Below are 24,566 nucleotides of genomic sequence, written 5' to 3'. Positions count from 1 at the left end.
CCGCATGGCTGATCAGCACCCCGACCCGAGCGGCAACACCGAGGCGTTCCGGGCCTTCGCGCACTCTCCCGAATCGTCGGCCGCCGAGCCGCCGTCCAGGCTGCCGCTGATCGTCGGGATCGCGGTCGTGGTCGTCGTGCTGGCCGCGCTGGTCGGCTGGCTGGCGTTCGACTGAGCTGCCTGTTGGTCGGTTGGCTGGCGCTCAGCCGAACTGCCTGTTGGGGCTTTCAGGGAAAGAGTGCCTTGACCCGGCGCCGGAAGGCACTCTTTCCCTGAAGTAGCACGATCTCCAGGTGGGTCGTCGCTGTCCTGCTGAGAGGTCACCGGCGCGGCGAGTGCTCAGGCGCCGAGGTGTCCTCCGTCGCTCGCGCCGAACAGCGGCTCGGCGAGCCGGCGAGCGAGGTCGTCCGGCACGTGCCAGGTCTGGCGACGTCGCTCAACGTCTTCTCCGCTCGGGTTACTGGAATCCGCTCGGGTTACTGGAGGTAGCTCCTGGCGTCGGTCAAGACCCGACACCTCCCGTACGAGAATGAGAGTTCTCGAACCTCGACGATCCCGGTCACCCGAACCTCTCGCCCTGGTAGCGGTGAGGCCGGAAGCACATGGCGCGTGACGACAACGCCGACTCTCCGGTGCCTGACCTGAAACCAGGGTAGGCCGTCAGAGGTCGTCCTCGTCGTCGAGTCGGGCCAGCCAGGTGGCGAACCGGTCGACCGGCGTCTCGAACTCCGGGTGCAGGTCGACGAAGTCGCGCAGCCGCGCGCCGAGCCACTCCAGGGTGACCGTCTCGGTGCCCCGGCGATCGACGAGTTCCTCGATGCCTCGGTCGGTGAAGTACACGGCGTCCTCTCTCGACGGTGTTGCAAGGAAGGGCCCCTGCATATCGTTTTCTGCTGTAGCGGGGGCCCTTCCTTACCTACTTCAGGGGCGGGGCAGGGCCGCCTCGATCAGCGCGGCCTGCTCGACATCGTGCATCTTCGCCGAGCCGACCGCCGGGGCGGCCGCCGCCGGCCGGGAGATCCGGCGCAGGCGTACCCCCTCCAGGTGCTCCAGCAGGTTGAGCGCGACGAACGACCAGGCGCCCTGGTTGGCCGGCTCCTCCTGGACCCAGGCGAAGTCCTCGGCGTTCGGGTACTGCGCCAGCGCGGCCCGGACCTCCTCGACCGGCAGCGGGTAGAGCTGCTCCATCCGGACGATCGCGGTGTCGGTGATGCCCCGCTCGGTGCGGGCCTGGAGCAGGTCGTAGTAGACCTTGCCGGAGCAGAGCAGCACCCGCTTGACCGCCTCCGGCGTGATGCCCGAGCTGTCGGTCAGCACCGGCTGGAAGGTGCCGGTGGTGAAGTCCTGCACGCTGGAGACGCAGAGCTTGTGCCGGAGCAGGGACTTCGGGGTGAAGACCACCAGCGGCTTGCGCTTCGGTGAGAGCGCCTGCCGGCGCAGCAGGTGGAAGTAGTTCGCCGGGGTGCTCGGGATGGCGATCCGCATGTTGTCCTCGGCGCAGAGCTGGAGGAACCGCTCCGGCCGACCGGAGGTGTGGTCCGGGCCCTGGCCCTCGTGGCCGTGCGGCAGCAGCAGCGTCACCGCCGACTGCTGGGCCCACTTCACCTCGCCGGACGAGATGAACTCGTCGACCACCGTCTGCGCGCCGTTGGCGAAGTCGCCGAACTGCGCCTCCCAGAGCACCAGGGCCTCGGTGTTCTCCACGGAGTAGCCGTACTCGAAGCCCATCGCGGCGTACTCGCTGAGCAGGGAGTCGTGCACGAAGAACCGGGCCCGGTCCCCGGCCAGGGTGGCCAGCGGGGTGTGCTCGACTCCGGTCCGGGAGTCCACGATGACGGCGTGCCGCTGCACGAAGGTGCCCCGCCGGGAGTCCTGGCCGGCGAGCCGGACCGTGATCCCGTCCTGGACGAGGGTGCCGAACGCGATGATCTCGCCGAGACCCCAGTCGATGTTGCCGGACTCGGTCATCTTGGCCCGCCGTTCCAGCAGTTGCTGGATCCGCTTGTGCGGGGTGAAACCGTCGGGCAGCGAGGTGTGTGCCGTGCCGACCGCGCGCAGCGCGGGGACGGTGGTGGCGGTCTCCACCGGCGGCTCGGGCTCCGGCTGACGGCGGGGTCGGCTGGCCGGCCGGGCCGACGAGGCGGCGTCCCGGGTGGCCTTGAAGACCCGCTCCAGCTGGGCCTGGAAGTCGCGTAGCAGCTCCTCCGCGTCCTCCACGGTGATGTCACCGCGCCCGATCAGCTCCTCGGTGTAGAGCTTCCGGACCGACCGCTTCGAGTCGATGATCTTGTACATCAACGGGTTGGACATCGCCGGGTCGTCGCCCTCGTTGTGCCCGCGCCGCCGGTAGCAGACCATGTCGATCACGACGTCCTTGTTGAACGCCTGCCGGTACTCGAAGGCCAGCCGGGCCACCCGGACCACGGCCTCCGGGTCGTCGCCGTTCACGTGGAAGATCGGCGCCTGGATCATCCGGGCCACGTCGGTGCTGTAGAGGCTGGAGCGCGAGTATTCCGGGGCGGTGGTGAAGCCGACCTGGTTGTTCACCACCACGTGCACGGTGCCGCCGGTGCGGTAGCCGCGCAGCTGCGACAGGTTGAGCGTCTCGGCGACCACGCCCTGACCGGCGAAGGCCGCGTCGCCGTGCACCGCCACCGGCAGCACGGTGTAGCCCTCCAGCTTGAGGTCTATCCGGTCCTGCTTGGCCCGGACTATCCCCTCCATCACCGGGTCGACCGCCTCCAGATGGGACGGGTTGGCGGTCACCGACACCTTGATCGAGTGCGCGCCGTCCGGCGTGGTGAACTTACCGGCCTGGCCCAGGTGGTACTTCACGTCGCCGGAGCCCTGCGTCGAGCGCGGGTCGAGGTGCCCCTCGAACTCCGAGAAGATCTTCTCGTACGGCTTGCCGACGATGTTGGCGAGCACGTTCAGCCGGCCCCGGTGGGCCATCCCGATCACGACCTCGTCGAGGTCGTTCTCGGCGGCCGACTCCAGCACCTCGCCGAGGAGCGGGATCAGCGACTCGCCGCCCTCCAGGGAGAAGCGCTTCTGGCCGACGTACTTGGTCTGCAGGAAGGTCTCGAACGCCTCGGCCGCGTTGAGCCGGTTCAGCACGTGCTTCTGCTCGTCCGGCGCCGGCTTGGTGTACTTGCGCTCTATCCGTTCCTGGATCCAGCGCCGCTCCTCCGGGTCCTGGATGTGCATGTACTCCACGCCGACCCGGCGGCAGTACGAGTCGCGGAGCACCCCGAGAACCTCGCGCAGCTTCATCTTCTGCTTGCCGGCGAAGCCGCCGACCGGGAAGGTGCGGTCCAGGTCCCACAGGGTCAGGCCGTGCTGGAGTACGTCGAGGTCCGGGTGCTTACGGATCTTGAACTCCAGCGGATCGGTGTCCGCCATCAGGTGTCCACGGACCCGGTAGGCGTGGATGATCTCGATCACCCGGGCGGTCTTGTCGATCTGCCCGTCGGAGTTGACCGCCACGTCCCGCATCCAGCGCACCGGCTCGTAGGGGATGCGCAGCGAGGTGAAGATCTCGTCGTAGAAGCCGTGCTCGCCGAGGATCAGCTCGTGGATGGTCTTCAGGAACTCGCCGGACTGCGCGCCCTGGATGATCCGGTGGTCGTAGGTGCTGGTCAGCGTGATGATCTTGCTGACCGCCAGCTCGGCGAGGGTCTCCTCGGACATCCCCTGGTACGGCGCCGGGTACTCCATCGCGCCGACCCCGATGATGGTGCCCTGGCCGACCATCAGCCTCGGCTGGGAGTGCACGGTGCCGATCCCGCCCGGGTTGGTCAGCGAGATCGTCGTGCCGCCGTAGTCCTCCATGGTCAGCTCGTTGCGGCGGGCCCGCCGGACGATGTCCTCGTACGCCTGCCAGAACTGCCGGAAGTCCATCCCCTCGCCGGCCTTGATCGACGGCACCACCAGGGTGCGCGAGCCGTCCGGCTTGGCCAGGTCGATCGCGATGCCCAGGTTGACGTGCTCCGGCGTGACCAGCGCCGGCCTGCCGTCGACCTCGGCGAAGGAGTTGTTCATCTCCGGGTGCTTGGCGAGCGCCTTGATCAGGGCGTACCCGATCAGGTGGGTGAAGCTGACCTTGCCGCCCCGGCCGCGCGCGAGGTGGTTGTTGATGACGATCCGGTTGTCCACCAGCAGCTTGGCCGGGATCGCGCGGACGCTGGTCGCGGTCGGCACCGCCAGCGAGGCGTCCATGTTCTGCACGATCCGGGCGGCGACGCCGCGCAGCGGGGTGCTCTGGGGGCCGGCGGGTCGGGTCGGGCCGCCCTTGCCGTCGGTGCTCGGCGCGGCCGGCTTGCCGGCGGCCTTCTGCGGGCTCGTGGCCGGCTTCGACGAGGTGCTCAGGGCTGGCTTCGACGCACTCGTGGCCGACTTCGATGGGCTCGGGGCCGGCTTCGCGGTGGCGGCCTTGCCGTCCGGCTTCGCGGCCTTGCCGTCCGGCGTCGTCGGGGTACCGCGCTTGGCCGGTGCCGGGGTGGCGGGCGCGGTCTCGGTCTTCGCGCCGGTGCGGGTGGGCGCGGCCGGCTTCTGGATGGTCGTGCCCCCCTTGGCGCCGCCGGTCACCCCGGCGTCACTGGTGCCACCACCGTCCGGGCCGGACGGCCCGGCCGTGGGTCGGTAGTCGGCGAAGAAGTCGTGCCAGGCTGAATCGACGCTGGCGGGGTCGGCGAGGTAGCGCTGGTACATCTCCTCGACGATCCACTCATTGGGACCGAACCCCGCCAGTGGATTTTCCTGCGAAGTCTGCTGGGTCGACACGGCCGGTAATCGCCTCTTTCACGCGGGTTGTGTGTCACGCGGTCGCCTGCCCGCCCGGTCCGGGGGGCTGGGTCGAAAGACGGGTCCAAGGCTACGCCGTGCGGTAACCGACAGCATTGTCGCATCAGACCCGTGTCGCGTTTCACAGCTTTTGCGAGTTGTTGGCCGTTCGGTACCAAGGTACTCGGGTGACGGGGGCCACCAATCCGCCCCGCCCGAGGAGAAACCCGGCCGGGGCTGGTGGCCCCGACCGGGTTTCTCCGACACCCGGCCCACCTCGTCACTGAGGGTCAGGAGACGTCCCGCTTGCGCATGATCAAGGTGCCGATGGTGCCGGTCACCACGGCGTACGCGACCATGACCGCCGCTCCCGCCCAGCGGGGCGGGCTGCCCGGCAGGTCGGTGCCGGTCGCCATCAGTTGCGAGGCGAGCGACGGGACGATCAACTGAAGGTTGTTGATCCAGTCACCGAACCGCTCGGCCAGGATCGCCAGTACGATGATCGCCCCGATGTAGCCGGCGAGGTAGACCAGCAGCGCGGTGACGGTGGCACCGATCTGGCTGCGGATCAGCACCCCGAACCCGATCCCGAAGACGGCCCAGAGCAGGTATGCCAGCCCGTTCAGGCCGATCGCCTGCCAGATCGCGCCCTCGCCGAGCTGGCTCGACACGTCCAGGCTGCTCAGGATCAGTGGGCCGAAGATCAGGTTCAGCCCGGTGGTGATCACCCAGAAGATCACCCCGAGGATGCCGGCGGCGACCAGCTTCGCCAGCACCACGGCGGTGCGGTGCGGCGTGGTGAGGAAGGTGGTCGTGGCGGTCTGGTGGAAGAACTCGTTCGTCACCACCAGTACACCGAGCAGCATCACGATCAGCACGCCGAAGAACTGGCCGTTGGTGTAGAGGTTGGCCGCGACGTTGACGTGCTCACCGGCCGCCTGGAACTGCGCGTTCTGCTGGTCGGCCTCGGGTACGCCGACGCGGTCCGGGTCGAGCACCGCCTGGGACTGGAAATAGTTGATCATCAGGGTGAGGCCCCAGAGGGGCAGCGTGATGAGGCCGAAGACCCACCAGGTGTTCGTCGTACGGATCTTCAGCAGCTCGGACCGGACCAGGTTCATCGGATCCCCGCCTTTCCGGCCGTCAGCTCCAGGAAGACCCCTTCGAGGTCGGGCCGTTCCGTGGTCAGCTCGTGCAGCTCGACCTTTGCCGCCAGCGCGGCCCGGCCCACCGCCGGGGCGTCCGTGCCCTCGACCAGCAGCACGCCGTCCTCGCCCCGGGTCACCTGGACACCGTTCCCGGTCAGCGCCGTGGTCAGCTCGTCGCTCTGCGGAGTCCGCACGCGAACCCGGCCGGTCTGCGCCATCGAGCCGACGACCTCGTCGACCCGGCCCTGCCGGACCAGCTTGCCGGCCGCGATGATCACCACGTCGTCGGCGAGCAGTTGCATCTCGGAGAGCAGGTGACTGGAGACCAGCACCGTACGTCCCTCGGCGGCGAGCGCCTTGAGGAAGCCGCGCATCCACCGGATGCCCTCCGGGTCGAGCCCGTTCGCGGGCTCGTCCAGGATCAGCACCCGGGGGTCGCCGAGCATCGCGGCGGCGATGCCGAGCCGCTGCTTCATGCCCAGCGAGTAGCCCTTGAACTTCCGCTTGGCCGCCGGGGTGAGCCCCACCAGCGCCAGCGCCTCGTCGGCCCGCTGCTTCGGCAGCCCGGCCGCCGCGCAGATCACCCGCAGGTGGTTGACCCCGGTGCGGCCCTTGTGTGCGCTCGACGCCTCCAGCACCGCGCCGACGTACTGGAGCGGCTGCGGCAGGTCGGCGTAGCGGTTGCCGCCGATCGTCGCGCCGCCCGCCGTCGGCGTGACAAGGTTGAGCAGCATCCGCAGCGTGGTGGTCTTGCCGGCACCGTTCGGTCCCAGGAAGCCGGTCACCCGGCCGGGCTCGACGGTGAACGACAGGTTGTCGACCGCCCGGACATTGCGATAGACCTTCGTAAGACCGGAGACCACAATCTGGCCAGCTCCGGTCGTTGGGCTCAGCCGCCCGTCGGACATCTCTCTCCCTCCGTGAGGCGCGGCCGTACCGGCCACGCCGTCACCCAGCGTTGACATTGTGGGTCACGCGGTCAATCGGGATGATTGCGTAACGCGTTGTCATACCTGGGCAGGACCCCGTCCTCCCACAGCACGAGCCGCGCGGCATCCGGGGAGGAGGGGCGAAATTTACCAGCTCGGGCGAGCTGCCGGGGGATGGCGCGCGAAGTCTGCCGAGCCATACCACGTCCCGTTCACGGGATCGACACGCCACCGGCCGACGGTCGACCCCGCCGGGGCCTACACGTACCGCGACGAAGCCGAGCCGCCCGGCGGCGCTGCCGCCCCCGGAGGGAACGTTTAGGAAACGCGATGTATCGCGTTATCGTGGCGGGACGCACGTCCTGCCGTCCGTGCCGGCGCCTCGCGCCGGCCGGACCGGCCTGCACCAGGGGGTCGCCATGCCGAGCTGGACCATCAACGGACCGCGCCGGCTGAGCCACAGCACCGTGGATGCCCGGCAGTCGGCGGAGTGAGGACGAGATGACGGTGGTGGTGTTCGGCCACGGCCGGCTCCGGCTCTACCTGCTCAAGCTTCTCGACGACGGGCCCAAGCACGGCTACGAGCTGATCCGGCTGCTGGAGGAGCGCTTCCTCGGCCTTTACGCGCCCAGCGCCGGCACCATCTATCCCCGCCTGGCCCGGCTGGAGGCCGAGGGACTGGTGACGCACGACGCCGTCGGCGGCCGGAAGGTCTACCAGATCACCGACGCCGGCCGGGCCGAGCTGCGGCAGCGGGCCGACGAGGTGACCAGCCTGGAGTCGGAGATCCGCGCCGCGGTCTCCGACCTCACCAAGCTGGCCGGTGAGATCCGGTCCGAGGTGCGCGGCACCGTGCGGGACCTGAAGGAGGAGCTGCGGGCCGCCGTCCGAAAGAGCCGCCAGGGTCCCCGGAGGTCCGCTCCGGGCCCGGCGTTCCCGGACCCGGCGCCGGAGGCCGGGGCCGCCGGTGGCGGTTGGGCGGCCGGACAGCGTGCCTGGGAGCAGGCTCCGGAGGGCTGGTCGACGGGAGCCGGTGCCGAGGAGCGGCCGCCCGGCGAGCGGTCGGCGCCCCGGGGGGACGATCCGGGGGACGAGTTCGACCGGCAGTTGCTGCTCTTCGTGACCGAGGTACGGGCGCTGGCCCGCAGTGGCCGGTTCACCGAGGCCCAGCTGCGTACCGCCGCCCGGGTGTTGCAGGGGACGCTGGACGGGCTGCGCCGGCTGCTGCGCTGAGAGACCGTGGGCTTCCCCGGGGCCGCTCCGCCGAGCCGTCGGGCGCTCTCAGAAAACTTTCAGGGGATGTTCAGCCCCGGCGCAGCGGGGACGCGGATGATGGTCAGATGGCAGCGACACCGCAGACCGAGGCACGGCTTCTCGTCGTCGAGGACGACCCGAACATTCTCGAGCTGCTCTCCGCCAGCCTGCGATTCGCCGGCTTCGACGTGGCCACCGCCACCAGTGGGAGCGCGGCGGTCAGCGCGGCGAAGGAGCGCCGACCCGACCTGGTCGTGCTCGACGTCATGCTGCCCGACCTCGACGGCTTCGAGGTCATCCGGCTGCTCCGCGAGGGCGGCACCCGTACCCCGGTGGTCTTCCTGACCGCCCGGGACGCGACCGACGACAAGATCCGTGGGCTGACCCTGGGCGGCGACGACTACGTCACCAAGCCGTTCAGCCTGGAGGAGTTGACCGCCCGGATCCGGGCGGTGCTGCGGCGTACCGCCACCGGCGAACACGCGCCGTCCCGGCTCACCTTCGCCGACCTGGAACTGGACGAGGAGACCCACGAGGTGCACCGGGCCGGCAAGCGGGTGCAGCTCTCGCCGACCGAGTTCAAGCTGCTGCGCTACCTGATGCTCAACGCCAATCGGGTGCTGTCCAAGGCACAGATCCTGGACCACGTCTGGAACTACGACTTCCGGGGTGATGACAACATCGTCGAGTCCTACATCTCCTACCTGCGGCGCAAGATCGACACCACCCAGCCCCGGCTGATCCACACCCTGCGCGGCGTCGGGTACGTGCTCCGCAAGCCGGCGGCGTGAATGTCGCCCTGCCGCTGAAGGGGCGGCTCCGCGCCACGCCGCTGCGGGTCAAGCTCGTCGCCGCCGTCCTCGTCCTGGTCGCCGCCGCGCTGGTGGTGATCAGCGTGATGACCGCCTTCTTCCTCCGCAGTTACCTGGTCGGCCGGATCGACAACCAGTTGGCGAACTTCGCCCGCAACACGAACGCGACGGAGGTCCAGCGGCTCTACGACGTCGTGGCGGCCGGCCGCGGCGCGCTGCCGACCGACTACCTGATCGTGCGGGCCGACCGGGAGGTCGGGATCTTCAACCCGCTCTACGACCGGACGCTGAACGAGAGCAACCTGCCGGCCGCACTCGACGACGCCAACTGGTACGAGCGGCACGCCGGCGGGGACTTCTTCACCGTCTCGTCGAGCGACCACCGGTTCCGCTGGCGGATGATGGTCGTGCAGTGGCCGAGCGGCACCTACCTGGCGGTCGGGCAGCACCTCACCGACGTCGACCTGGCGGTCAAGGAACTGATCTGGATCGACGTACTGGTCGGCGGCTCGGTGTTGATCACGCTCGCCGCGGCCGGGGCGGCGATAGTGCGTACCAGTCTGAAACCACTCGTGGAGATCGAACGGACCACGGCGGCCATCGCCGGCGGCGACCTCTCCAGACGGGTGCCGGACCCGGAGCCCGGTGAGGCGGAGGCGAAAACCGAACTCGGCCGGCTGTCCCGGGCGCTGAACACGATGCTCAGCCAGATCGAGGTGGCCTTCACCGCGCGGGCCGCCTCGGAGACGGCCGCCCGGGCGGCCGAGGCGAACGCCCGCAGCGCGGCTACCGCCGCCCGGCACGCCGCCCTCGCCGCCCAGGCGTCCGAGTCCCGGGCGCTGCGCTCGGAGGAGCGGATGCGACAGTTCATCGCGGACGCCTCACACGAACTGCGTACCCCGCTCACCACCATCCGCGGGTTCGCCGAGCTCTACCGGCAGGGTGCCGCCGGCTCGCCCGAGGAGACCGCCCGGCTGATCCGCCGGATCGAGGACGAGGCGGCCCGGATGGGCCTGCTGGTCGAGGATCTGCTTCTGCTGGCCCGGCTCGACCGGGAACGGCCGCTGACCCTGGTGCCGGTGGAGTTGCCGGTGCTGGCCAGCGACGCGGTGCAGGCGGCCAAGGTGGTCGCGCCGGACCGCTCCATCAGCCTGGAGATCGAGCCCGGCGCCGGCTCGCTGGTGGTACTCGGCGACGACGCCCGGCTGCGGCAGGTGCTCGGCAACCTGATGACCAACGCGCTCACGCACACCTTGCCGGAGGCGGCGGTGACGCTGCGGCTGCGGGCCGACGGGGACGACGCGGTGGTCGAGGTCGCCGACACCGGCCCGGGGCTCTCGGCGGAACAGGCCGAACGGGTCTTCGAGCGGTTCTACCGGGCGGACGCCGCGCGGACCCGTCACGCTGGCGGCGGGGTCAGCACCGGCCTTGGCCTGGCCATCGTCGCCGCCCTGGTCGCGGGGCATAACGGCAGCGTCGAGGTGGTTGAAACCCCGGGTGGCGGAGCGACCTTCCGGGTCCGGCTGCCGCGTGCACCCGCGGTCCCGGAGGAACCGGGGATTGCCGAATCAATCGACGTAGAGTGATTCTCAGCCAATATCCAGGCGCGCTCCAGGTACGTCGCAGAGCGAGGGGGCAAGGTAGGGACATGAGCGACTTCGAGACCGACCCGCAGCGGCGGCCGGTTACCGCCGACCGCGAGCACAGGCAACCCACTGCCGAGCTGCCGCGCGACGACCGCGGGCAGTCCGACTCCGACGCCTCGACCGCCAACTTCGCCGCGACCGGTGCCTCGGACGGCGCCCCGTCCGGCGACCGGTCCGAGCCGGCGACCGCCGTACAGTCCACCGCCGACCCGTACGCCGGCCGGGCGTACGAAGCGTCGGGGCCGACCGCCGAGCAGCCGCAGAGCGGGGTGCCCGCCTCCGGCCAGCCGTACCCGGGTGCGCCAATCCCCGGGCAGCCGTACGCCGCGCCCGCCTCCGGGCAGCCCTACGGTGGCAGCCCGGCCTCCGGACAGCCCTACGGCGGCAACCCGTACGCCGCCGCCCCCGGACAGCCCTACGGCACCGGCCCGTACGGCACACCGCCCGCCTCCGGTCAGCCGTACAGTCTCCCCCCGACCGACCGGCCCGCTTCCGGACCGGTCGGCGGCGGCCCCTGGCATGCACCGGCCGGCGGCCAGCCCCGGTCGCCCTGGGCGCCGGGGCACCCCGGTGCCGGGGCTCCGCCCCAGCCGCCGCACCCCGGCGGTCCGGTGCCGCCCTGGGCCAACCCGGGCGCACCCGCACCGGGGTCCCCCCGGCCCCGGGCCGGCCGGGTGGTGGCGGCCGGAGTGGCCGCGTTGGCCCTGATGGTCGGCTCCGGGATCGCCGGCGGGGCCATCGCGACGGCGCTGGACGACTCGCCGTCGGTGACCAACCGGACCTACTCGGCGGCGCCGGTGATCAACTCGGCCGACCTGCCCAGGATCGCCGCCCAGGTGCAGGACAGCGTGGTGTCGATCAGCACCAGCAGCACCGAGGGCTCGGGCGTGGTGATGAGCGCCGACGGCTTCGTGCTGACCAACAACCACGTGGTGGCCAACGCCGACGGCGGCGCCGTCCGGGTGTTCTTCGCCGACGGCAGGAACGCCGACGCGAAGGTGATCGGCACCGACCCGAAGACCGACCTCGCCGTGGTTAAGGCCGAGGGGGTCTCCGGGCTGACGCCCGCCAAGTTCGGCGACAGCGACGCGATGCAGATCGGCGACCAGGTCCTGGCGCTGGGCAGCCCGCTCGGCCTGCAGGGCTCGGTGACCGCCGGCATCATCAGCGCCCGCGACCGGACCATCCGGGCCGGTGACGGGGGTGGCCAGCAGAATCCGTTCGAGCAGCAGCGTCGCGGAGTCAGCTCGATCTCCGGCCTGTTGCAGACCGACGCCCCGATCAACCCCGGCAACTCCGGCGGCGCGCTGGTGAACACGAGGGCGGAGGTGATCGGCATCAACACCGCGATCCTCACCGCCGGACAGGGCAGCGGCAACATCGGCGTCGGCTTCGCCATCCCGAGCAACAAGGCCCGGGCGATCGCCGAGGCGCTCCAGCGCGGCGAGAAGGTCAGCCACCCGTCGCTCGGGGTCCAGGTGACTCCGGCGGAGAACGGCGGGGCGCTGATCAGCGGCGTCGTGCCGGGCAGCCCGGCCGCCAAGGCCGGCCTCCAGCAGGGCGACGTGGTCACCCAGTTCGGCGACAAGAAGATCGGCGACGCCGACGACCTGGTCGGTGCCGTACAGGCCGGCAAGGTGGGTGACCAGGTGCAGGTGACGTACACCCGGAACGGGGTCGAAAAGACGGCAACCGTGACGCTTGCCGAAACGTCCTAAAGGATAGGGACCGAACCGTACGCCTCGGGGCAGGCCTTCCGGACGACGGAGGTCGAGCCTCCTCCCCAGAGCGGCGGGCGACGTGACCAAGGGGGTTGGTCAGGTCGCCCGCCGCTCCTCCTTTCCCGGCCCCCGCTCCCCGTCCCGCTTCACCTGGTCCGGGTGAGCCCGGCTCACCCGGACCAGGGCGAGTATCGGGGTTGGTCTGGCAGGCACGGCTTCTGGTGCCGACCCGACCGTGCGTCGGTGACCACGAGGAGCGCGTCGGTGACCACGAGGACCGGGGGAGGAGCGGCGATGAGTAGTACCGCGACCATGGCGCGCAGCGACGCCGACATCCAGCGTGACGTGCTGGCCGAACTGGCCTGGGATGCCCGGGTCCGGGCCAGCGCGGTGGGGGTGTCGGTCTCCGGCGGCATCGTGACCCTGACCGGTCAGGTGGACAGCTACGCGAAGAAGTGGGCGGCGGAGCGGATCGCGCACCGGATCCGGGGCAACCGGGCGGTCGCCAACGACATCGAGGTACGCCTGCCGGTCGGGGCCGAGCGTACCGACACCGACATCGCCACGGCGGCGAGCCGGGCGCTGGAGTGGGACGCCTTCGTGCCGGTCGACCGGATCCAGGTGACCGCCGCCAACGGCTGGCTGACGCTGCGCGGCGAGGTCGAGCGGGGCTACCAGAAGCGCGCCGCCGAGCGGGCCGTACGCCGGCTCACCGGGGTACGCGGGGTGACGAACCTGATCGCCGTGGCACCGGCCGGCGACCTGTCGGAGGAGGACCTCAAGCGGGACATCCGCAGTGCCCTCGCCCGGCGGATCGACATCGACGCCGGCCTGATCCAGATCGATGTCGAGGAGGGGATTGTGGTGCTCACCGGCGAGGTGCGGTCATGGCTGGAGCGGGAGGAGGCGGAGCGGGTGGCCTGGGCCGCGCCAGGAGTGGGCGAGGTCGAGACGCGGCTTCGCCTCGCGACCTGACCGTGTCGGCCCGGCCCGGAGGGGAGGACTCCCCGTGAGCACGAACCCGTCCGAGCGGGCGCGGCCGGAGCAGCGGCTGCGCATCGCGATGATCGTCCCGCCCTGGTACGAACTGCCGCCGCCCGGCTACGGCGGGCTGGAACAGGTCTGCTCGGCCCTGGTCGACGGGCTGGCGGCCCGGGGGCACGAGGTGACCCTCTTCGGCGCCGGGACCGGGACGGGCACCGCGGCGCACTTCGTCGGGACCGTCCCGGAGTTGCAGCACCACCGGCTCGGCCAGATCCTGCCGGAACTGGCCCATCTGACCCGGGTCAACCGGATGATCTCGCCGGAGTCGTTCGACATCGTGCACGACCACACCACCGTCGGCCCGTACGCCGCCGGCCGGCCGGTGCCGACCATCGCCACCGTGCACGGCAAGCCGACCGGTGAGTTGCGGGAGGTGCTCGCCGACGGCGACCCGAACGTCGGGCTGGTGGCCATCTCGCACACCCAGCGCCGGCTGGCTCCGGAACTGCCCTGGGTCGCCACCGTGCACAACGGGATCTCGACCGGCAACCTGCTGACCAAGTCGGTACCGGGGATGGGCCCGGTGCTCTGGCTGGCCCGGTTCAGCGCCGACAAGGGCCCGGACCTGGCCATCGAGGCGTGCCGGGCCGCGGGCCTGCCGCTGGTGCTGGCCGGCAAGTGCGACGAGCGGTCCGAGCTGTGCTACCTGGAACAGGTCGTCGAGCCGATGCTCGGACCGGACGTGTCGGTGCTGCGCAACCCGGACCGGGACGCGACGGTGCGCCTGCTGCTCGCCGCCCGCTGCCTGATTATGCCGATCCGCTGGGAGGAGCCGTTCGGCATGGTGATGGTGGAGGCGATGGCCACCGGAACCCCGGTGGTGGCGCTCAACCGGGGGGCCGTGCCGGAGCTGGTCCGGCACGGCGAGACCGGGCTGATCTGCGACGACCCGTCCGAGCTGGGCCCGGCGCTGCGCGAGGTCTCCGGGTTGGACCCGGGCACCTGCGTGGCGCACGTGCGCCGGGAGTTCTCCGCCGAGCGGATGGCCGAGGAGTACGAGCGGGTCTACCGGGCATTCGTGGAGCCGGGTCTCGCACCGCCGGTCCGGCCGGCGTCCGCGCCGACCGTCGCCTGGTGACGCCGCCGGCTTGATTTCGGGTACGACGTCAGCCACGCTCCCTGTCGGGTAGTGGACGCGGGCGCGTCAGGGTGGCGTCGACGCCTTACTCTGCAGGCCGCAGCGGGACGCGGAGGGCAGGGGTCGGTGGCCGTCGTCGAGAGCCGGGTGAGCGTCTGGGAGGCTCTGGCCGGCCGTGCTCCGGGCAGGCCGGTGGGACCGGCCGACTCCGGGCTGTGGAGCGCCGTCGTCGAGCGCCTGAACCCGGCCCGGGCCCGTCCGGTGCTCCGCCCCGGCATCGAGCGCGCCGAACTGGTCTCGGTACGCGGCGTCCCGTACGTGATGCTCCGCTCGCCGGATTCCCGGGGCGCCTGCTATCTGCGACTCTCCCCCGAGGAGTGGCGGCTCGCCGAGCTGATGGACGGGTCCCGGACCGTCGCCCGGCTGGTCGCCGAGTTCGCCCGGATCGCCGGCCGGCTCGCCCCCGACCAGGTCACCCGGATCGTCGCCGACCTGGCCGGCAACCGGATGCTGGCCGAGCTGCCGCTGAACGCGTTCCGGCCGCTGGACCGGGTGCACCGCCGGCCCTGGCCGCTGCGGCTCGGCCGGGGACTGCTCGCCGCCGCCAAGGGTCAACGCACGGTGGTGGCCGACGTCGACTGGCTGGTCGACCTCGCCTACCGGGCCGGTGGGCGGCTGCTCTTCACCCGGGTCGCCGCCGGGCTGCTCGGCGCGGTGGCGCTGGCCGGGCTGCTGCTGTTCGGCTGGACGTGGTGGGCCGGTGACGAGTCGCTGTTCCTCACCGACGGCTCGTACGCGGCCGGCGCGGCGGTGCTGGTCGGGTTGAACGTCCTCGCGCTGGCCTGCCACGAGCTGGGGCACGCGCTCGCCACCAAGCATGCCGGACGGCGGGTACCGGCCGCCGGCTTCCTGGTCTACTTCGGCATCCCGTCGGTCTTCGTCGACACCACCGACGTCTGGATGGCCGGTCGTCGAGCCCGGATGCTCACCACGGCGGCCGGGCCGGCGGCCGGGCTGGTCCTGGCCGGTCTCGCCCAGCTCGCCGGCCTGCTGGTGCCGGAGTGGGCGCCGTGGACGTTCAAGCTTGCCTTCGCCTGGTACCTGAACGCGCTGTTCAACCTCAACCCGTTCCTGGCACTGGACGGCTACTACCTGCTGATGGACTGGTTGGAGATACCCAACCTGCGTGCCCGTGGCCTGTGCTACGTGCTGGCCCGGCTGCGCCGCCGGCCGCCGAGCTGGGCGCAACTGGACCGGGAGGGCCGGATCGTCGCCCTGTACGGCACCCTGGCCGTGCTCTGGGTGGTCATCGCGGTGAACCTCGGCTGGCGGATCTGGACCGACCGGGTCGCCGGGCTGGTACTCGGGCTGTGGTGGTCCGGCTGGCCGGCCCGGCTGTTGCTGGTCGCCGTCATCGCCGGCCTGGCCGCACCGCTGGTCTACCTCACCGCCGGCTGGCTCGCCCGGCGCGTCCGGCGGGCACGGGCCCGCTGGGCGGAGCGGCGGCAGCGGCTGGACCTGCCCCGCCGACTGGACGCGTTGCGGAACTCTCCGCTGGGCCGGCTGCCGGAGGCGGTCCTGACCGAGCTGGCCCAGCGGGCCGGTTGGGTGTGGCCGCGTACCGGGCAACAGCTGGTCTTCGCCGGGGCCGCGCAGTCGAGCGTCTTCCTGGTCGTCGAGGGTGCCATGGAGGGCCGGCAGCCCGGCGACCCCGCTGGCCTGGTTCGGCAGCGGATCGGCCCGGGCGGGATGATCGGGCTGGCCAGCGCGCTCACCGGGGCGCCGGCCGCCCTCGACTGGCACACCGCCGGGACCGTCCTGTTGGGACTTCCGGCGTCGGCGGTGGTCGCCGGGGTCGGGCCGCTGCCCGGTCCGCCGCCCACCGACCGGGCCGAGGCCGAGGCGCTGTTCGCCGAGGCGCCGGCGCTGCGCGGGCTGACCGCCGAGGACCGGCTGGGCCTGGTCGCCGGAGCCCGGGTGTCGGCGGTCGCCGCCGGTGACCCGGTCGTGCTGGCCGGGGCGAACGACGCGGTGGTGGTGGAGTCCGGGGTGATCGAGTTGCCGGACGGCACCCAGCTCCGCCGGGGTACCCTGATCGGCCCCGCCGGGGAGGGTGAGCCGGGGACGGTCGCCACCGCCCGTACGCCGGTCCGGGTCTGGGGCCTGCCCGCCGTGACCGGCCTTCCGCTGTTCCTCGGCACCGGGGGCGCGGCACCCCGGGCGCCGAGGGCCGGCACGCCGGGCAGCGCGCCCCGGGCCGGCGTGCATCCCGACGGCGGCTATCCGCCGCTGGCCGCGCCGCCCGGACCGCCCCCACCCGGCGCGGATCCCGACGTCGACCGCCGGTTCGAGCGGAAACTCTGGTGGCTGGTCCTGCTTCTCCTGCTGCTGGCCCTGTTCAGCGCGGCGGGCAACCTGGTCCCCGGCCCGGCCTGGGCGGAGATGCCCAGCGACCGGGCGCTGCTCTCCGCCGAGTCCGGCCGGGTCGACGCGGTCGTGGACGGCCGGAGCGTGCGGCTGGCCGAGGGGGACCGGCGCTACGTCTCCGAGGGCGACCAGATCCGGGTACGGTCCCGGTCCCGCGCGGTACTGACCTTCCGCGGCGGCTCGACGGCGGTGTTCTGCGCCGGCTCCCGGGCGATGGTGGGTCCACTCTGGAGCGACGGGGCGGGTACCGTCACCCCGCACGGCCGGCTGACCCTGGACACCGGCCGGATGCTCGCCGACACCGGGAGCCCGAGCAGCGCCTTCGCCCCCCTGGCACTGCTGGTGGACCGGACCGGTGGCGGGGTCAGCAACCGTGGAGCGGCCCGGTACGCGGCCTGGACCCGGGGCATCGAGGTCTCCACCGGCCAGGTACGGGTCGCCGGGGTACGCCAGCCGGAGAACCGCCGGACGCTGACCTGCGGCGGCGGTACGGCACCGGACGGTACGGGCTCGTCCCCGACCGGTACCCCGGGCGACCCGGAGCCGACGGAGTTCGGCCTGCCCACCCCCACCCCCACTCCCACCCCGACGCCGCTGCCGAGCCAGTCGCCCGGAGCCCCGGGGCCGACCCCGACCGCCGCGGACAGCACCCCGACCGGAACCGCCAGCACCCCGACCACCACCCCGCCGCGTACCCCGCCCCGCACCACGCCCCCACCCACCACCGCGGCGCCGACCACCCCACCCAGGGACACCGTGGGGCCGACCTTCTCCGACGTCTTCGCGAAGCCGACGAGCATCTCCCGGCCGTCGTGTTCGGGCAACGGCATCGCCACGATCGGCGGCTCGGTGGACGACAACGTCACGCCGGCCTCCGACGTCAGGGTCTCCGCGAGCTGGTCGTTCGGAGGAAGCGAGGGTGGTGCGGTGCAGCTCGGACGGTCGGGGGCGTCGTTCCAGGGCGAGGTGGTCGTCCCCTACACCCGGGCGAACAACGGCGGCGGGCCGGTGCGCGTCGACATCCTGGCCGTGGATGGCGCCGGGAACCAGTCGGGGACCGGTTTGACGATCACGCTGGAAGCGTGCGGCGGCACCGTAACATCCCGGCCGGGGAGCGAAACATCCGAACCGCTCAGAGATGAGCGACGAGCAGGAAGTAGTTCGTAGTGCTCTGTTGGTTCTGTCCGAAGGCGGCGCGCGGCGGGTGCCGGTTCTGTGGCCGCGGCGTCTGCGAGGACCATGCCCGGTTCGGCCCGTACCTGTTGCAGGTGCACCGCTCGGAGGCGCGCGGCCGGGCCGAGGGGCTGGTGGTCGAGGACGCCCTGCAGTGCGGCACCTGCCGGCCACGCCCCCAACCGGTACCCATGCCCGAACTGGACTGACGGTGCGGGCCGCGCGGTCGGCTCCGGCGGTGGCGGTGCGCGGATAGCCTGTGAACGGCCCGGTGTGCATCAGGAGGCGACCGTGAGTGACTTCGACGACGTACTCGAACGGCTGGTCACCGATCCGGCGTTCGCCGCCGCGCTCGCCGCGGATCCGGTCGACGCCCTGGCCGGCTACCGGCTCGACGCCGACGAAGTGGCGCTGCTCCAGCTCCAGCTCGGCGGTGGCACCGACGGAGAGCACGGCGTCGAGACCCGGGCCAACCAGTCGAGCCTGTTCGGCATGTTCACCCCGCTGGCCGGGCTGGCCGGCGCGCTGCCCGGAGTCGGCGAGATCGGCCCCGCCGGCCTCGACCCGGGCGGGAGTCCCGGGACGCCACCCTCCGCCGAGGTGGCCGGCTGCGCCGCGCAGGTCGGGCCGGCCGGTGCCGGGGCGCCGGCCGGTGGGCTGACCGGCCTCGGCGACGAGATCGGCCGGGAAATCGGGTCGGTCACCGACGGGGCACTGGCGCATCCGCCGGGCGGGCTGGCCGGTGCGCTGGCCGATCCGGAAGACGGGCTCGCCGCCGCGCTGGCCGACGCCGAACTCGGGTTCGGGCCGGCGGCCGAGGTCGGGTTCGGGACCGCGCCCGAGGCCGAGGCCGAGGCCGGGTTCGGGCCCGGAGCGCCGGCCGAGGTGGGATTCGGGCCGGCTGGCGAGCTGTCCGGTGCGGACGCCGAGCCGGCCGTACCGGAGGGGTACCGGACCCGGGTCGACGTCGACGGAGACGGGAACTGGGACCCGCACACCCTGCAGGGCCGAGCCGACGGCGGGGTGGACATCCTGGTCGACCTCGACCGGGATGGCCGTACCGACTTCGTCGGGCACGACCTGGACGGCGACGGGCTGGTCGAGATCAGCGAGTACGACAAGGACCGCGACGGCTTCTTCGAGAAGCGGTCGTACGACGACGACGGCGACGGCTGGATGGACCGGACGGTACGGGTCGATCCCCCACCGCCCACCGACGGCACCTACTGACCCCGGCGCGACAGCGTCCACGCCCCGGTCGTTGGACCAGGCCGGAGGGCGGCGGCCGGGGTGGGCCGGGAGCCGGGGGAGCGCGCGGCGCGTCGTCGTGGCATTATGCCGTCCGGCGCGTCGGGCCGGGCCGTCCGGCGCACCGTGTGCGGCCGTCCGGCGCAATGGGACTGGCGCGTATCCCGTCGGCCCCCGACGATGGCGACAGGAGGTGGTCGCCGTGGTCAGCATCGCCACCGATCGGTTGACGAAGGTGTTCCCGGACGGCACGGTCGCGGTGGACGGCGTGAGCATCGAGGTCGGGTCGGGGGAGTTCGTCACCCTGCTCGGTCCGACCGGCTGCGGAAAGTCGACGATCCTGCGGCTGGTGGCCGGGCTGGAGGAGCCGACCAGTGGCCGTGTGCTGATCGACGGCCAGCCGGTCAGCGCCGGCCCCGGCCCCCGCCGGCAACTGTCGATGGTCTTCCAGGACTACGCCCTCTATCCACATCTGACGGTCGCCGAGAACATCCGTTTCCCGTTGAGCCTCAACCCGGACTACCCGGCCGGTGTCTCGGCCCGGGTCGCCGAGGTCGCCGACCAGCTCGGCATAACGAATCTGCTCGACCGCAGGCCGGGGCAGCTCTCCGGCGGGCAGCGGCAGCGGGTGGCGATGGCCCGGGCGATGGCCGGGGAGTCCCGGGCCTTCCTGCTCGACGAGCCGCTCTCCAACGTGGACGCCGGGCTCCGCGCGGAGCTGCGTACCGAGGTGGCCGCCCTGGCCCGGCGGCTGGAGATGACCACCCTCTACGTGACGCACGACCAGGTCGAGGCGATGACCATGGCCGACCGGGTCGCGGTGCTGCGCCGGGGCAGGCTCCAGCAGATCGGCCCGCCGGGCGAGGTCTACCGCGATCCGCACACCCTCTTCGTCGCCGCCTTCCTCGGTACGCCCCGGGCGAACCTGCTGCAGGCCGCCGTCTACGCGCCCGACGGCGGCGTACTGCTCGACCTCGGATCACAACTGATCGAGCTGCCGCCGGACGATCCCCGGGTACGCCCGCTGCGCGAGCGGCACACCGAGCGGGTCACCTGCGCGCTGCGGGCCGACGCGCTCAGCCCGGTGCCGCCCGATTCCGGCCCGGCGCCGGTACTGCGGGGTGTGGTCCGGTCGGTCGAGAACCTCGGTCACGAGGCGTTGGTGCACGTGCGGACCGACACGGTACCGACCCCGTCGGCACAGGCCAGCCTGGAGGATCCGACCAGCGGGCAGCACCTGTCCGAGCTGCTCGCCGACGACCTGCCGAGCGGGCACCCGATGCGGGACCGGCTGGCCCGGATGCTCCCGCACCCGCGACCGGAGCAGCCGCCCGCCACGGCCCGCACCGAGTACGGCTTCTATCCCGTGTACGACCCGGAGCCCGGGGGCGAACCGGCCGACGCCGGTGAGGTGGTGGTCCGGGTGCCGGCACCGGTGCTGCCCCGGATCGGCGAGCCGATCACGCTCGCCGTCGACCTGGACCAACTGCTGCTCTTCGACAGCGCGGGCGACCGGATCCGGCTGGGCTGACCGCCCCGCCCGGTCCCGCCCGGTGCGGCGGGCGCCGGTCGGCTCAGACCGCGCTGGCGAGCCGGAGCAGGGCGGCGTCGAGCAGTTCGGCGTACTCGGGTGAGATCGAACCCTCGTCACGGCGGATCGTGATCTTGTCGCGTAGCTGCGACACCTGACCGGTCAGGTCCGCCGACGCGCCACCCGAGTCGGCCCGGAGGTTACGGAGGTGGTTGCGCAGGTCCACCCCGGCGTGGTCCCGGATCTCGTTCGTCGCCACCCCGTCGTCGACGATCTGGTACAGCTGGGCCATGACCTCGCTGACCGGCGGTGGCGGGATGTTGGGATTGTCGCCGGCACCGGGTTGCCCGCCAGGGGCGGCCGTGGAGGGGCGTCCGGCCGTCGACGCTCCGGGCGCCGGAGTGCCGGCCGGAGGCGTCGGTGTCGTGCCGTCCGGCCCGCCGGTCGTCGCCCCGGTCGTCGGCCGCGACCCCGGCTCGTCCCCGAGCGCGGCCACGATCACGACGGTGGCGGTGAGCGCGACCAGCACGGCGGCGGCGACCAGCAGGACCCGGCCGAGCCGGGGTGGTTCGGTGGCGGGCCCCGCTCGGCCCGGTGGCGTGACCGGCCGATCCGGAGCCGTCGCGGGGCGATCCTTCGGCGCCACCCGCGGTCCGGGCGGCATCGCCGGGTCGACCGGCGGCCGGGGCGCCGACGGAGCCGCCGCAGCCACCGGCGCGGTCGCCGGGGCATCCCGCGACTGGGACTGGGCGGCCAGCAACTGCTGCCGCAGCAGCTCACCGACCTGCGCGGCCGTCGGCCGCTCGATCGGGTCACGGGCCAGGCAGCGCAGGCAGACGTCCGCCACCGCCGGCGGCAGGTCGGGCACGCCGTCCAGCGTCGGCTCCGTCCCCTTCTCCAGGGCCCGGGTCAGTTCCTCCCAGGTGTCGGCCGGGAAGGGCACCCGGCCGCTCAGGGTCTCGTAGAGCAGCACGCCGAGCGAGTACGTGTCGGTCGCCGGTTGGGCCGGAAGCCCGTCCAGCCGCTCCGGTGCGACGTACGCCGGGGTGCCGAACGTCTCGCCGTCCTCGTCCTCGTCCGGGGCGCCGACCTGGGTGGCGATGCCGAAGTCCAGCACCTTGGCACCGGTGGCGGTCATCATGATGTTGGCCGGGGTGATGTCCCGGTGCACGATGCCCAGCCGGTGTGCGGCGGCCAGCGCCTCGGCCACCTGGGCGCAGATCTCCACCGCCGTCCGCCAGGGCAACGGTCCGGCGGTGAGTTCGGCCTTCAGTTCCTCGCCGGTCAACAGCTCCATCACCACGAAGGCGGTGATCCCGCCGTCCGGGCCAAGGGTCTCGCCGTAGTCGTGCACGGCGGTGACGTGCGGGTGAACGAGCTGCGCGGCTGCCCGGGCCTCCTCCCGGACCATTTCCCGGAATTTCGCGTCGGCGGCGAGTGACGCGGCGAGCACCTTCACCGCGACAACCCGGTCGAGCACCTCGTCTCGGGCACGCCAGATCACCGACATACCGCCGGCGCCGATCCGGTCGATGAGCCGATACCTGCGGGCGAGCAGGCCGCCAGCCTGCAACGCTGCCATTGTTGGTCGCACCTGCCAGCAAAGTCGAGGGTCGCATCAGGCTGTTTGTGGGGGTCGTATCAGGCTCCGTGACTGTCTACCTCCTGTCAACGATGGACCAGCAGCCGGACACGGCGAGGTTTTCCAGGACATCCGATCCCGGAAGCGCCACCGGTGCGGCGGGGCCGCCGGGGAGCGGGCCGGTGCCGTGCGCCGGGCGGTACCGTCGATGCGCCGGACGGTCGTCGATACGGGTGGCCGCCGGGCCGACCGGCCGGGTCGGGGTGGGTGCCCCGTGCCAGGATTGACGACATGGTCAGCGGTCCGGTGGCGTTCGTGCTCGGCGGGGGTGGGGTGCTCGGCGCCGTCGAGGTCGGCATGCTGCGGGCACTGTTCCGGGCCGGCATCCACCCGGATCTGGTGCTCGGGACCTCGATCGGGGCGGTGAACGGCGCGCTGGTGGCGGCCGAACCGTCCGAGGCGGTCACCGAACGGCTGGTCCGGCTCTGGGCCTCGCCGGAGGCGAGCGAGGTGTACGGCGACTCCATCGCCCGGCAACTGCGCCGCTTCGCCGCCCGGACCCACCTGCACTCGCCGCGCCCGCTGCGCCGGCTGCTGGAGGTCGAACTCGGCGAGCACACCACCTTCGCGGACCTCAAGGTGCCGTTCCGGTGCTGCGCGGCGAGCATCGAACGCGCCGCCGAGCACTGGTTCGGCACCGGCCCGGTGGTGCCGGCCGTACTCGCGTCGGCGTCCGTACCCGGGCTGCTGCCGCCGGCCCGAATCGACGGCGAGCACTTCGTCGACGGCGGGATCGTCAACTCGATCCCGATCGGCGAGGCGGTGCAGGCGGGCGCCCGGCAGATCTTCGTCCTCCAGGTCGGCCGGATCGAGCGCCCCCTGACACCACCCCGTCGACCGTGGGAGATCGCCCAGGTGGCCTTCGAGATAGCCCGGCGGCACCGGTTCGCCCGGGAGATGGCGGCGCTGCCGACCGAGGTGGACGTGCACGTGCTGCCGACCGGCGGGCTCGGGCCCCGGGAAGACACCCCGTGGGCGTACCGGGACATGGCGGCGGTGGGCCGGCGGATCAGCCGGGCGTACACGGCGTCGCGGCGCTACCTCAGCGAACACGTGGACCACGCCTGATGCCGTTGCCGCCGAGGTGGGTCCGGCGACTCGTGCTCGCCCCCGGAACGGTGCTGCTCGCCGTACTGGTGGTGACGACGCTGCCGCTGTGGCTGCTCATCGCCGCGGCGGCCTCGCCGCTGGTCCCCGGCTACCTCCGCCCGCTGCGGGTGCTCTGGGTGGCGATCGTCTACCTGGTCTGGAACGCCACCGCACTGGTCGCGATGTTCGGGCTCTGGGTTGGTTCGGGCTTCGGCTGGCACAAGCGGTCCCCGGGATTCCAGCGCGCGCACTACGTACTGGCCGGGTGGTTTCTCACCGTGCTGTTCTGGCAGGCCCGGTGGACGCTGCGGCTGCGCATCGACATCGTCGGCACCGATCCGGACACTGCGTTGCCCGGCCGCCCCGAACTGGTGCTCTGCCGGCACGCCGGGCCGGGTGACTCGTTCATCCTGATCCACGCGCTGGTCAACTGGTTCAAGCGAGAACCGAGGATCGTGCTTAAGGACACCCTCCAGTGGGATCCGGCGGTCGACGTACTGCTCAACCGGCTGCCGAACCGGTTCATCGCGCCCCGGCACCGCAGGCAGGCCCGGGTCGGCCCGACCGAGCAGGTCGGGCCGCCGAGGGAGAGCCTGGTCGAGCAGATCGGCCACCTGGCGCACAACCTCGACGAGAACGACGCCTTCGTGATCTTTCCTGAGGGGGGCAACTTCACGCCCCGGCGGCGGCGCCGCGCCATCGACCTGCTCCGGTCCCGTGGCCTGACCGACATGGCGGAGCGGGCCGAGGCGATGCGGCACGTCCTGGCGCCGCAGCCCGGCGGGGTGCTCGCCGCGCTGGACGCCGCACCCGATGCCGGGGTCATCTTCGTCGCGCACACCGGACTGGACCGGATGCTCACCGTGGCCGACGTGTGGCGGGAACTACCGATGGACAAGCGGATCGTGATGCGGTTCTGGTCCGTGCCGCCGGAGGAGGTGCCGAAGGGGCGCCAGGAGCGGATCGACTGGATCTTCGATTGGTGGGCCCGGATCGACGAATGGGTCGATGCGCATCGGGGCGACGGTGATCCGGCGTAGGG

At 72.3% G+C, this 24,566-nt stretch carries 19 protein-coding genes; 14 read left to right on the top strand and 5 right to left on the bottom strand.

Annotation, left to right across the window (positions count from 1 at the left end):
- Window positions 1-4 precede the first annotated feature (4 nt).
- Window positions 5-175, top strand: a complete 171-nt coding sequence (locus EV371_RS33590) for a hypothetical protein (RefSeq protein ID WP_165436863.1) — start codon at window positions 5-7, stop codon at window positions 173-175.
- 485 nt (window positions 176-660) lie between these two features.
- On the opposite strand, the gene EV371_RS28780 is transcribed toward EV371_RS33590, so the two are convergent.
- The 4 genes from EV371_RS28780 to EV371_RS28765 form a co-directional block, all read right to left on the bottom strand.
- On the bottom strand, window positions 661-882 hold the full coding sequence (locus EV371_RS28780) for a DUF6104 family protein (RefSeq protein ID WP_207230635.1): 222 nt from the start codon (window positions 880-882) through the stop codon (window positions 661-663).
- A gap of 39 nt (window positions 883-921) precedes the next feature.
- Window positions 922-4,782, bottom strand: coding sequence for a multifunctional oxoglutarate decarboxylase/oxoglutarate dehydrogenase thiamine pyrophosphate-binding subunit/dihydrolipoyllysine-residue succinyltransferase subunit (locus EV371_RS28775; protein WP_130464810.1), 3,861 nt, complete (start codon window positions 4,780-4,782; stop codon window positions 922-924).
- Window positions 4,783-5,072: 290 nt separating this feature from the next.
- Window positions 5,073-5,903, bottom strand: a complete 831-nt coding sequence (locus tag EV371_RS28770) for an ABC transporter permease subunit (protein WP_130464809.1) — start codon at window positions 5,901-5,903, stop codon at window positions 5,073-5,075.
- Window positions 5,900-6,838 carry an ATP-binding cassette domain-containing protein gene (locus tag EV371_RS28765; protein ID WP_130464808.1) on the bottom strand — a complete coding sequence of 313 codons (939 nt, stop codon included), beginning with the start codon at window positions 6,836-6,838 and terminating at the stop codon, window positions 5,900-5,902. Before EV371_RS28765 ends, EV371_RS28770 begins: the two co-directional genes overlap by 4 nt.
- A 392-nt stretch (window positions 6,839-7,230) precedes the next feature.
- On the opposite strand from EV371_RS28765, the gene EV371_RS34760 reads away from it, so the two are divergent.
- The 11 genes from EV371_RS34760 to EV371_RS28715 all read left to right on the top strand — a co-directional run bounded on the left by EV371_RS34760 (window position 7,231) and on the right by EV371_RS28715 (window position 20,793).
- On the top strand, window positions 7,231-7,353 hold the full coding sequence (locus EV371_RS34760) for a hypothetical protein (RefSeq protein ID WP_486484825.1): 123 nt from the start codon (window positions 7,231-7,233) through the stop codon (window positions 7,351-7,353).
- A 7-nt stretch (window positions 7,354-7,360) separates the two neighbouring features.
- On the top strand, window positions 7,361-8,092 hold the full coding sequence (locus EV371_RS34755; RefSeq protein ID WP_349339251.1) for a PadR family transcriptional regulator: 732 nt from the start codon (window positions 7,361-7,363) through the stop codon (window positions 8,090-8,092).
- Between the two features lie 107 nt (window positions 8,093-8,199).
- Entirely contained in the window at window positions 8,200-8,904 is a 705-nt protein-coding gene (locus EV371_RS28755; RefSeq protein ID WP_130464807.1) for a response regulator, read from the top strand.
- Window positions 8,901-10,511, top strand: coding sequence for a HAMP domain-containing sensor histidine kinase (locus tag EV371_RS28750; RefSeq protein WP_349339252.1), 1,611 nt, complete (start codon window positions 8,901-8,903; stop codon window positions 10,509-10,511). The genes EV371_RS28755 and EV371_RS28750 overlap by 4 nt, the downstream gene beginning before the upstream one ends.
- A gap of 62 nt (window positions 10,512-10,573) precedes the next feature.
- A complete protein-coding gene (locus tag EV371_RS28745) occupies window positions 10,574-12,289 on the top strand; it encodes a trypsin-like peptidase domain-containing protein (protein ID WP_130464806.1) in 1,716 nt (571 codons plus the stop codon).
- Window positions 12,290-12,586: 297 nt separating this feature from the next.
- Window positions 12,587-13,267: a BON domain-containing protein gene (locus tag EV371_RS28740; protein ID WP_130464805.1), complete on the top strand. Its 681-nt coding sequence runs from the start codon at window positions 12,587-12,589 to the stop codon at window positions 13,265-13,267.
- A gap of 34 nt (window positions 13,268-13,301) precedes the next feature.
- Entirely contained in the window at window positions 13,302-14,414 is a 1,113-nt protein-coding gene (locus EV371_RS28735; RefSeq protein WP_486484824.1) for a glycosyltransferase family 4 protein, read from the top strand.
- 126 nt (window positions 14,415-14,540) lie between these two features.
- Complete coding sequence (locus EV371_RS28730; protein WP_130464804.1) at window positions 14,541-18,008, top strand: cyclic nucleotide-binding protein; 3,468 nt, start codon at window positions 14,541-14,543, stop codon at window positions 18,006-18,008.
- Window positions 18,008-18,223: a hypothetical protein gene (locus EV371_RS28725; protein ID WP_130464803.1), complete on the top strand. Its 216-nt coding sequence runs from the start codon at window positions 18,008-18,010 to the stop codon at window positions 18,221-18,223. The genes EV371_RS28730 and EV371_RS28725 overlap by 1 nt, the downstream gene beginning before the upstream one ends.
- Window positions 18,224-18,305: 82 nt before the next feature.
- Window positions 18,306-19,244 (top strand): hypothetical protein, encoded by a 939-nt coding sequence (locus EV371_RS28720; protein ID WP_130464802.1) that lies wholly within the window; start codon window positions 18,306-18,308, stop codon window positions 19,242-19,244.
- 220 nt (window positions 19,245-19,464) lie between these two features.
- Window positions 19,465-20,793 carry an ATP-binding cassette domain-containing protein gene (locus EV371_RS28715; protein WP_130464801.1) on the top strand — a complete coding sequence of 443 codons (1,329 nt, stop codon included), beginning with the start codon at window positions 19,465-19,467 and terminating at the stop codon, window positions 20,791-20,793.
- A 43-nt stretch (window positions 20,794-20,836) separates the two neighbouring features.
- Here the strand turns inward: EV371_RS28715 and EV371_RS28710 are convergent, their stop codons facing one another.
- Window positions 20,837-22,375 carry a serine/threonine-protein kinase gene (locus EV371_RS28710; RefSeq protein ID WP_130464800.1) on the bottom strand — a complete coding sequence of 513 codons (1,539 nt, stop codon included), beginning with the start codon at window positions 22,373-22,375 and terminating at the stop codon, window positions 20,837-20,839.
- A gap of 291 nt (window positions 22,376-22,666) precedes the next feature.
- On the opposite strand from EV371_RS28710, the gene EV371_RS28705 reads away from it, so the two are divergent.
- Both EV371_RS28705 and EV371_RS28700 read left to right on the top strand, forming a co-directional pair.
- Window positions 22,667-23,503: a patatin-like phospholipase family protein gene (locus tag EV371_RS28705; protein ID WP_130464799.1), complete on the top strand. Its 837-nt coding sequence runs from the start codon at window positions 22,667-22,669 to the stop codon at window positions 23,501-23,503.
- A complete protein-coding gene (locus tag EV371_RS28700; protein ID WP_130464798.1) occupies window positions 23,503-24,564 on the top strand; it encodes a 1-acyl-sn-glycerol-3-phosphate acyltransferase in 1,062 nt (353 codons plus the stop codon). The genes EV371_RS28705 and EV371_RS28700 overlap by 1 nt, the downstream gene beginning before the upstream one ends.
- Window positions 24,565-24,566: the final 2 nt, after the last annotated feature.

The organism is Plantactinospora sp. CNZ321 (assembly GCF_004217235.1).
Note: the sequence above shows the minus strand (reverse complement) of the source record. Positions and strands in the feature narration are given on the sequence as shown.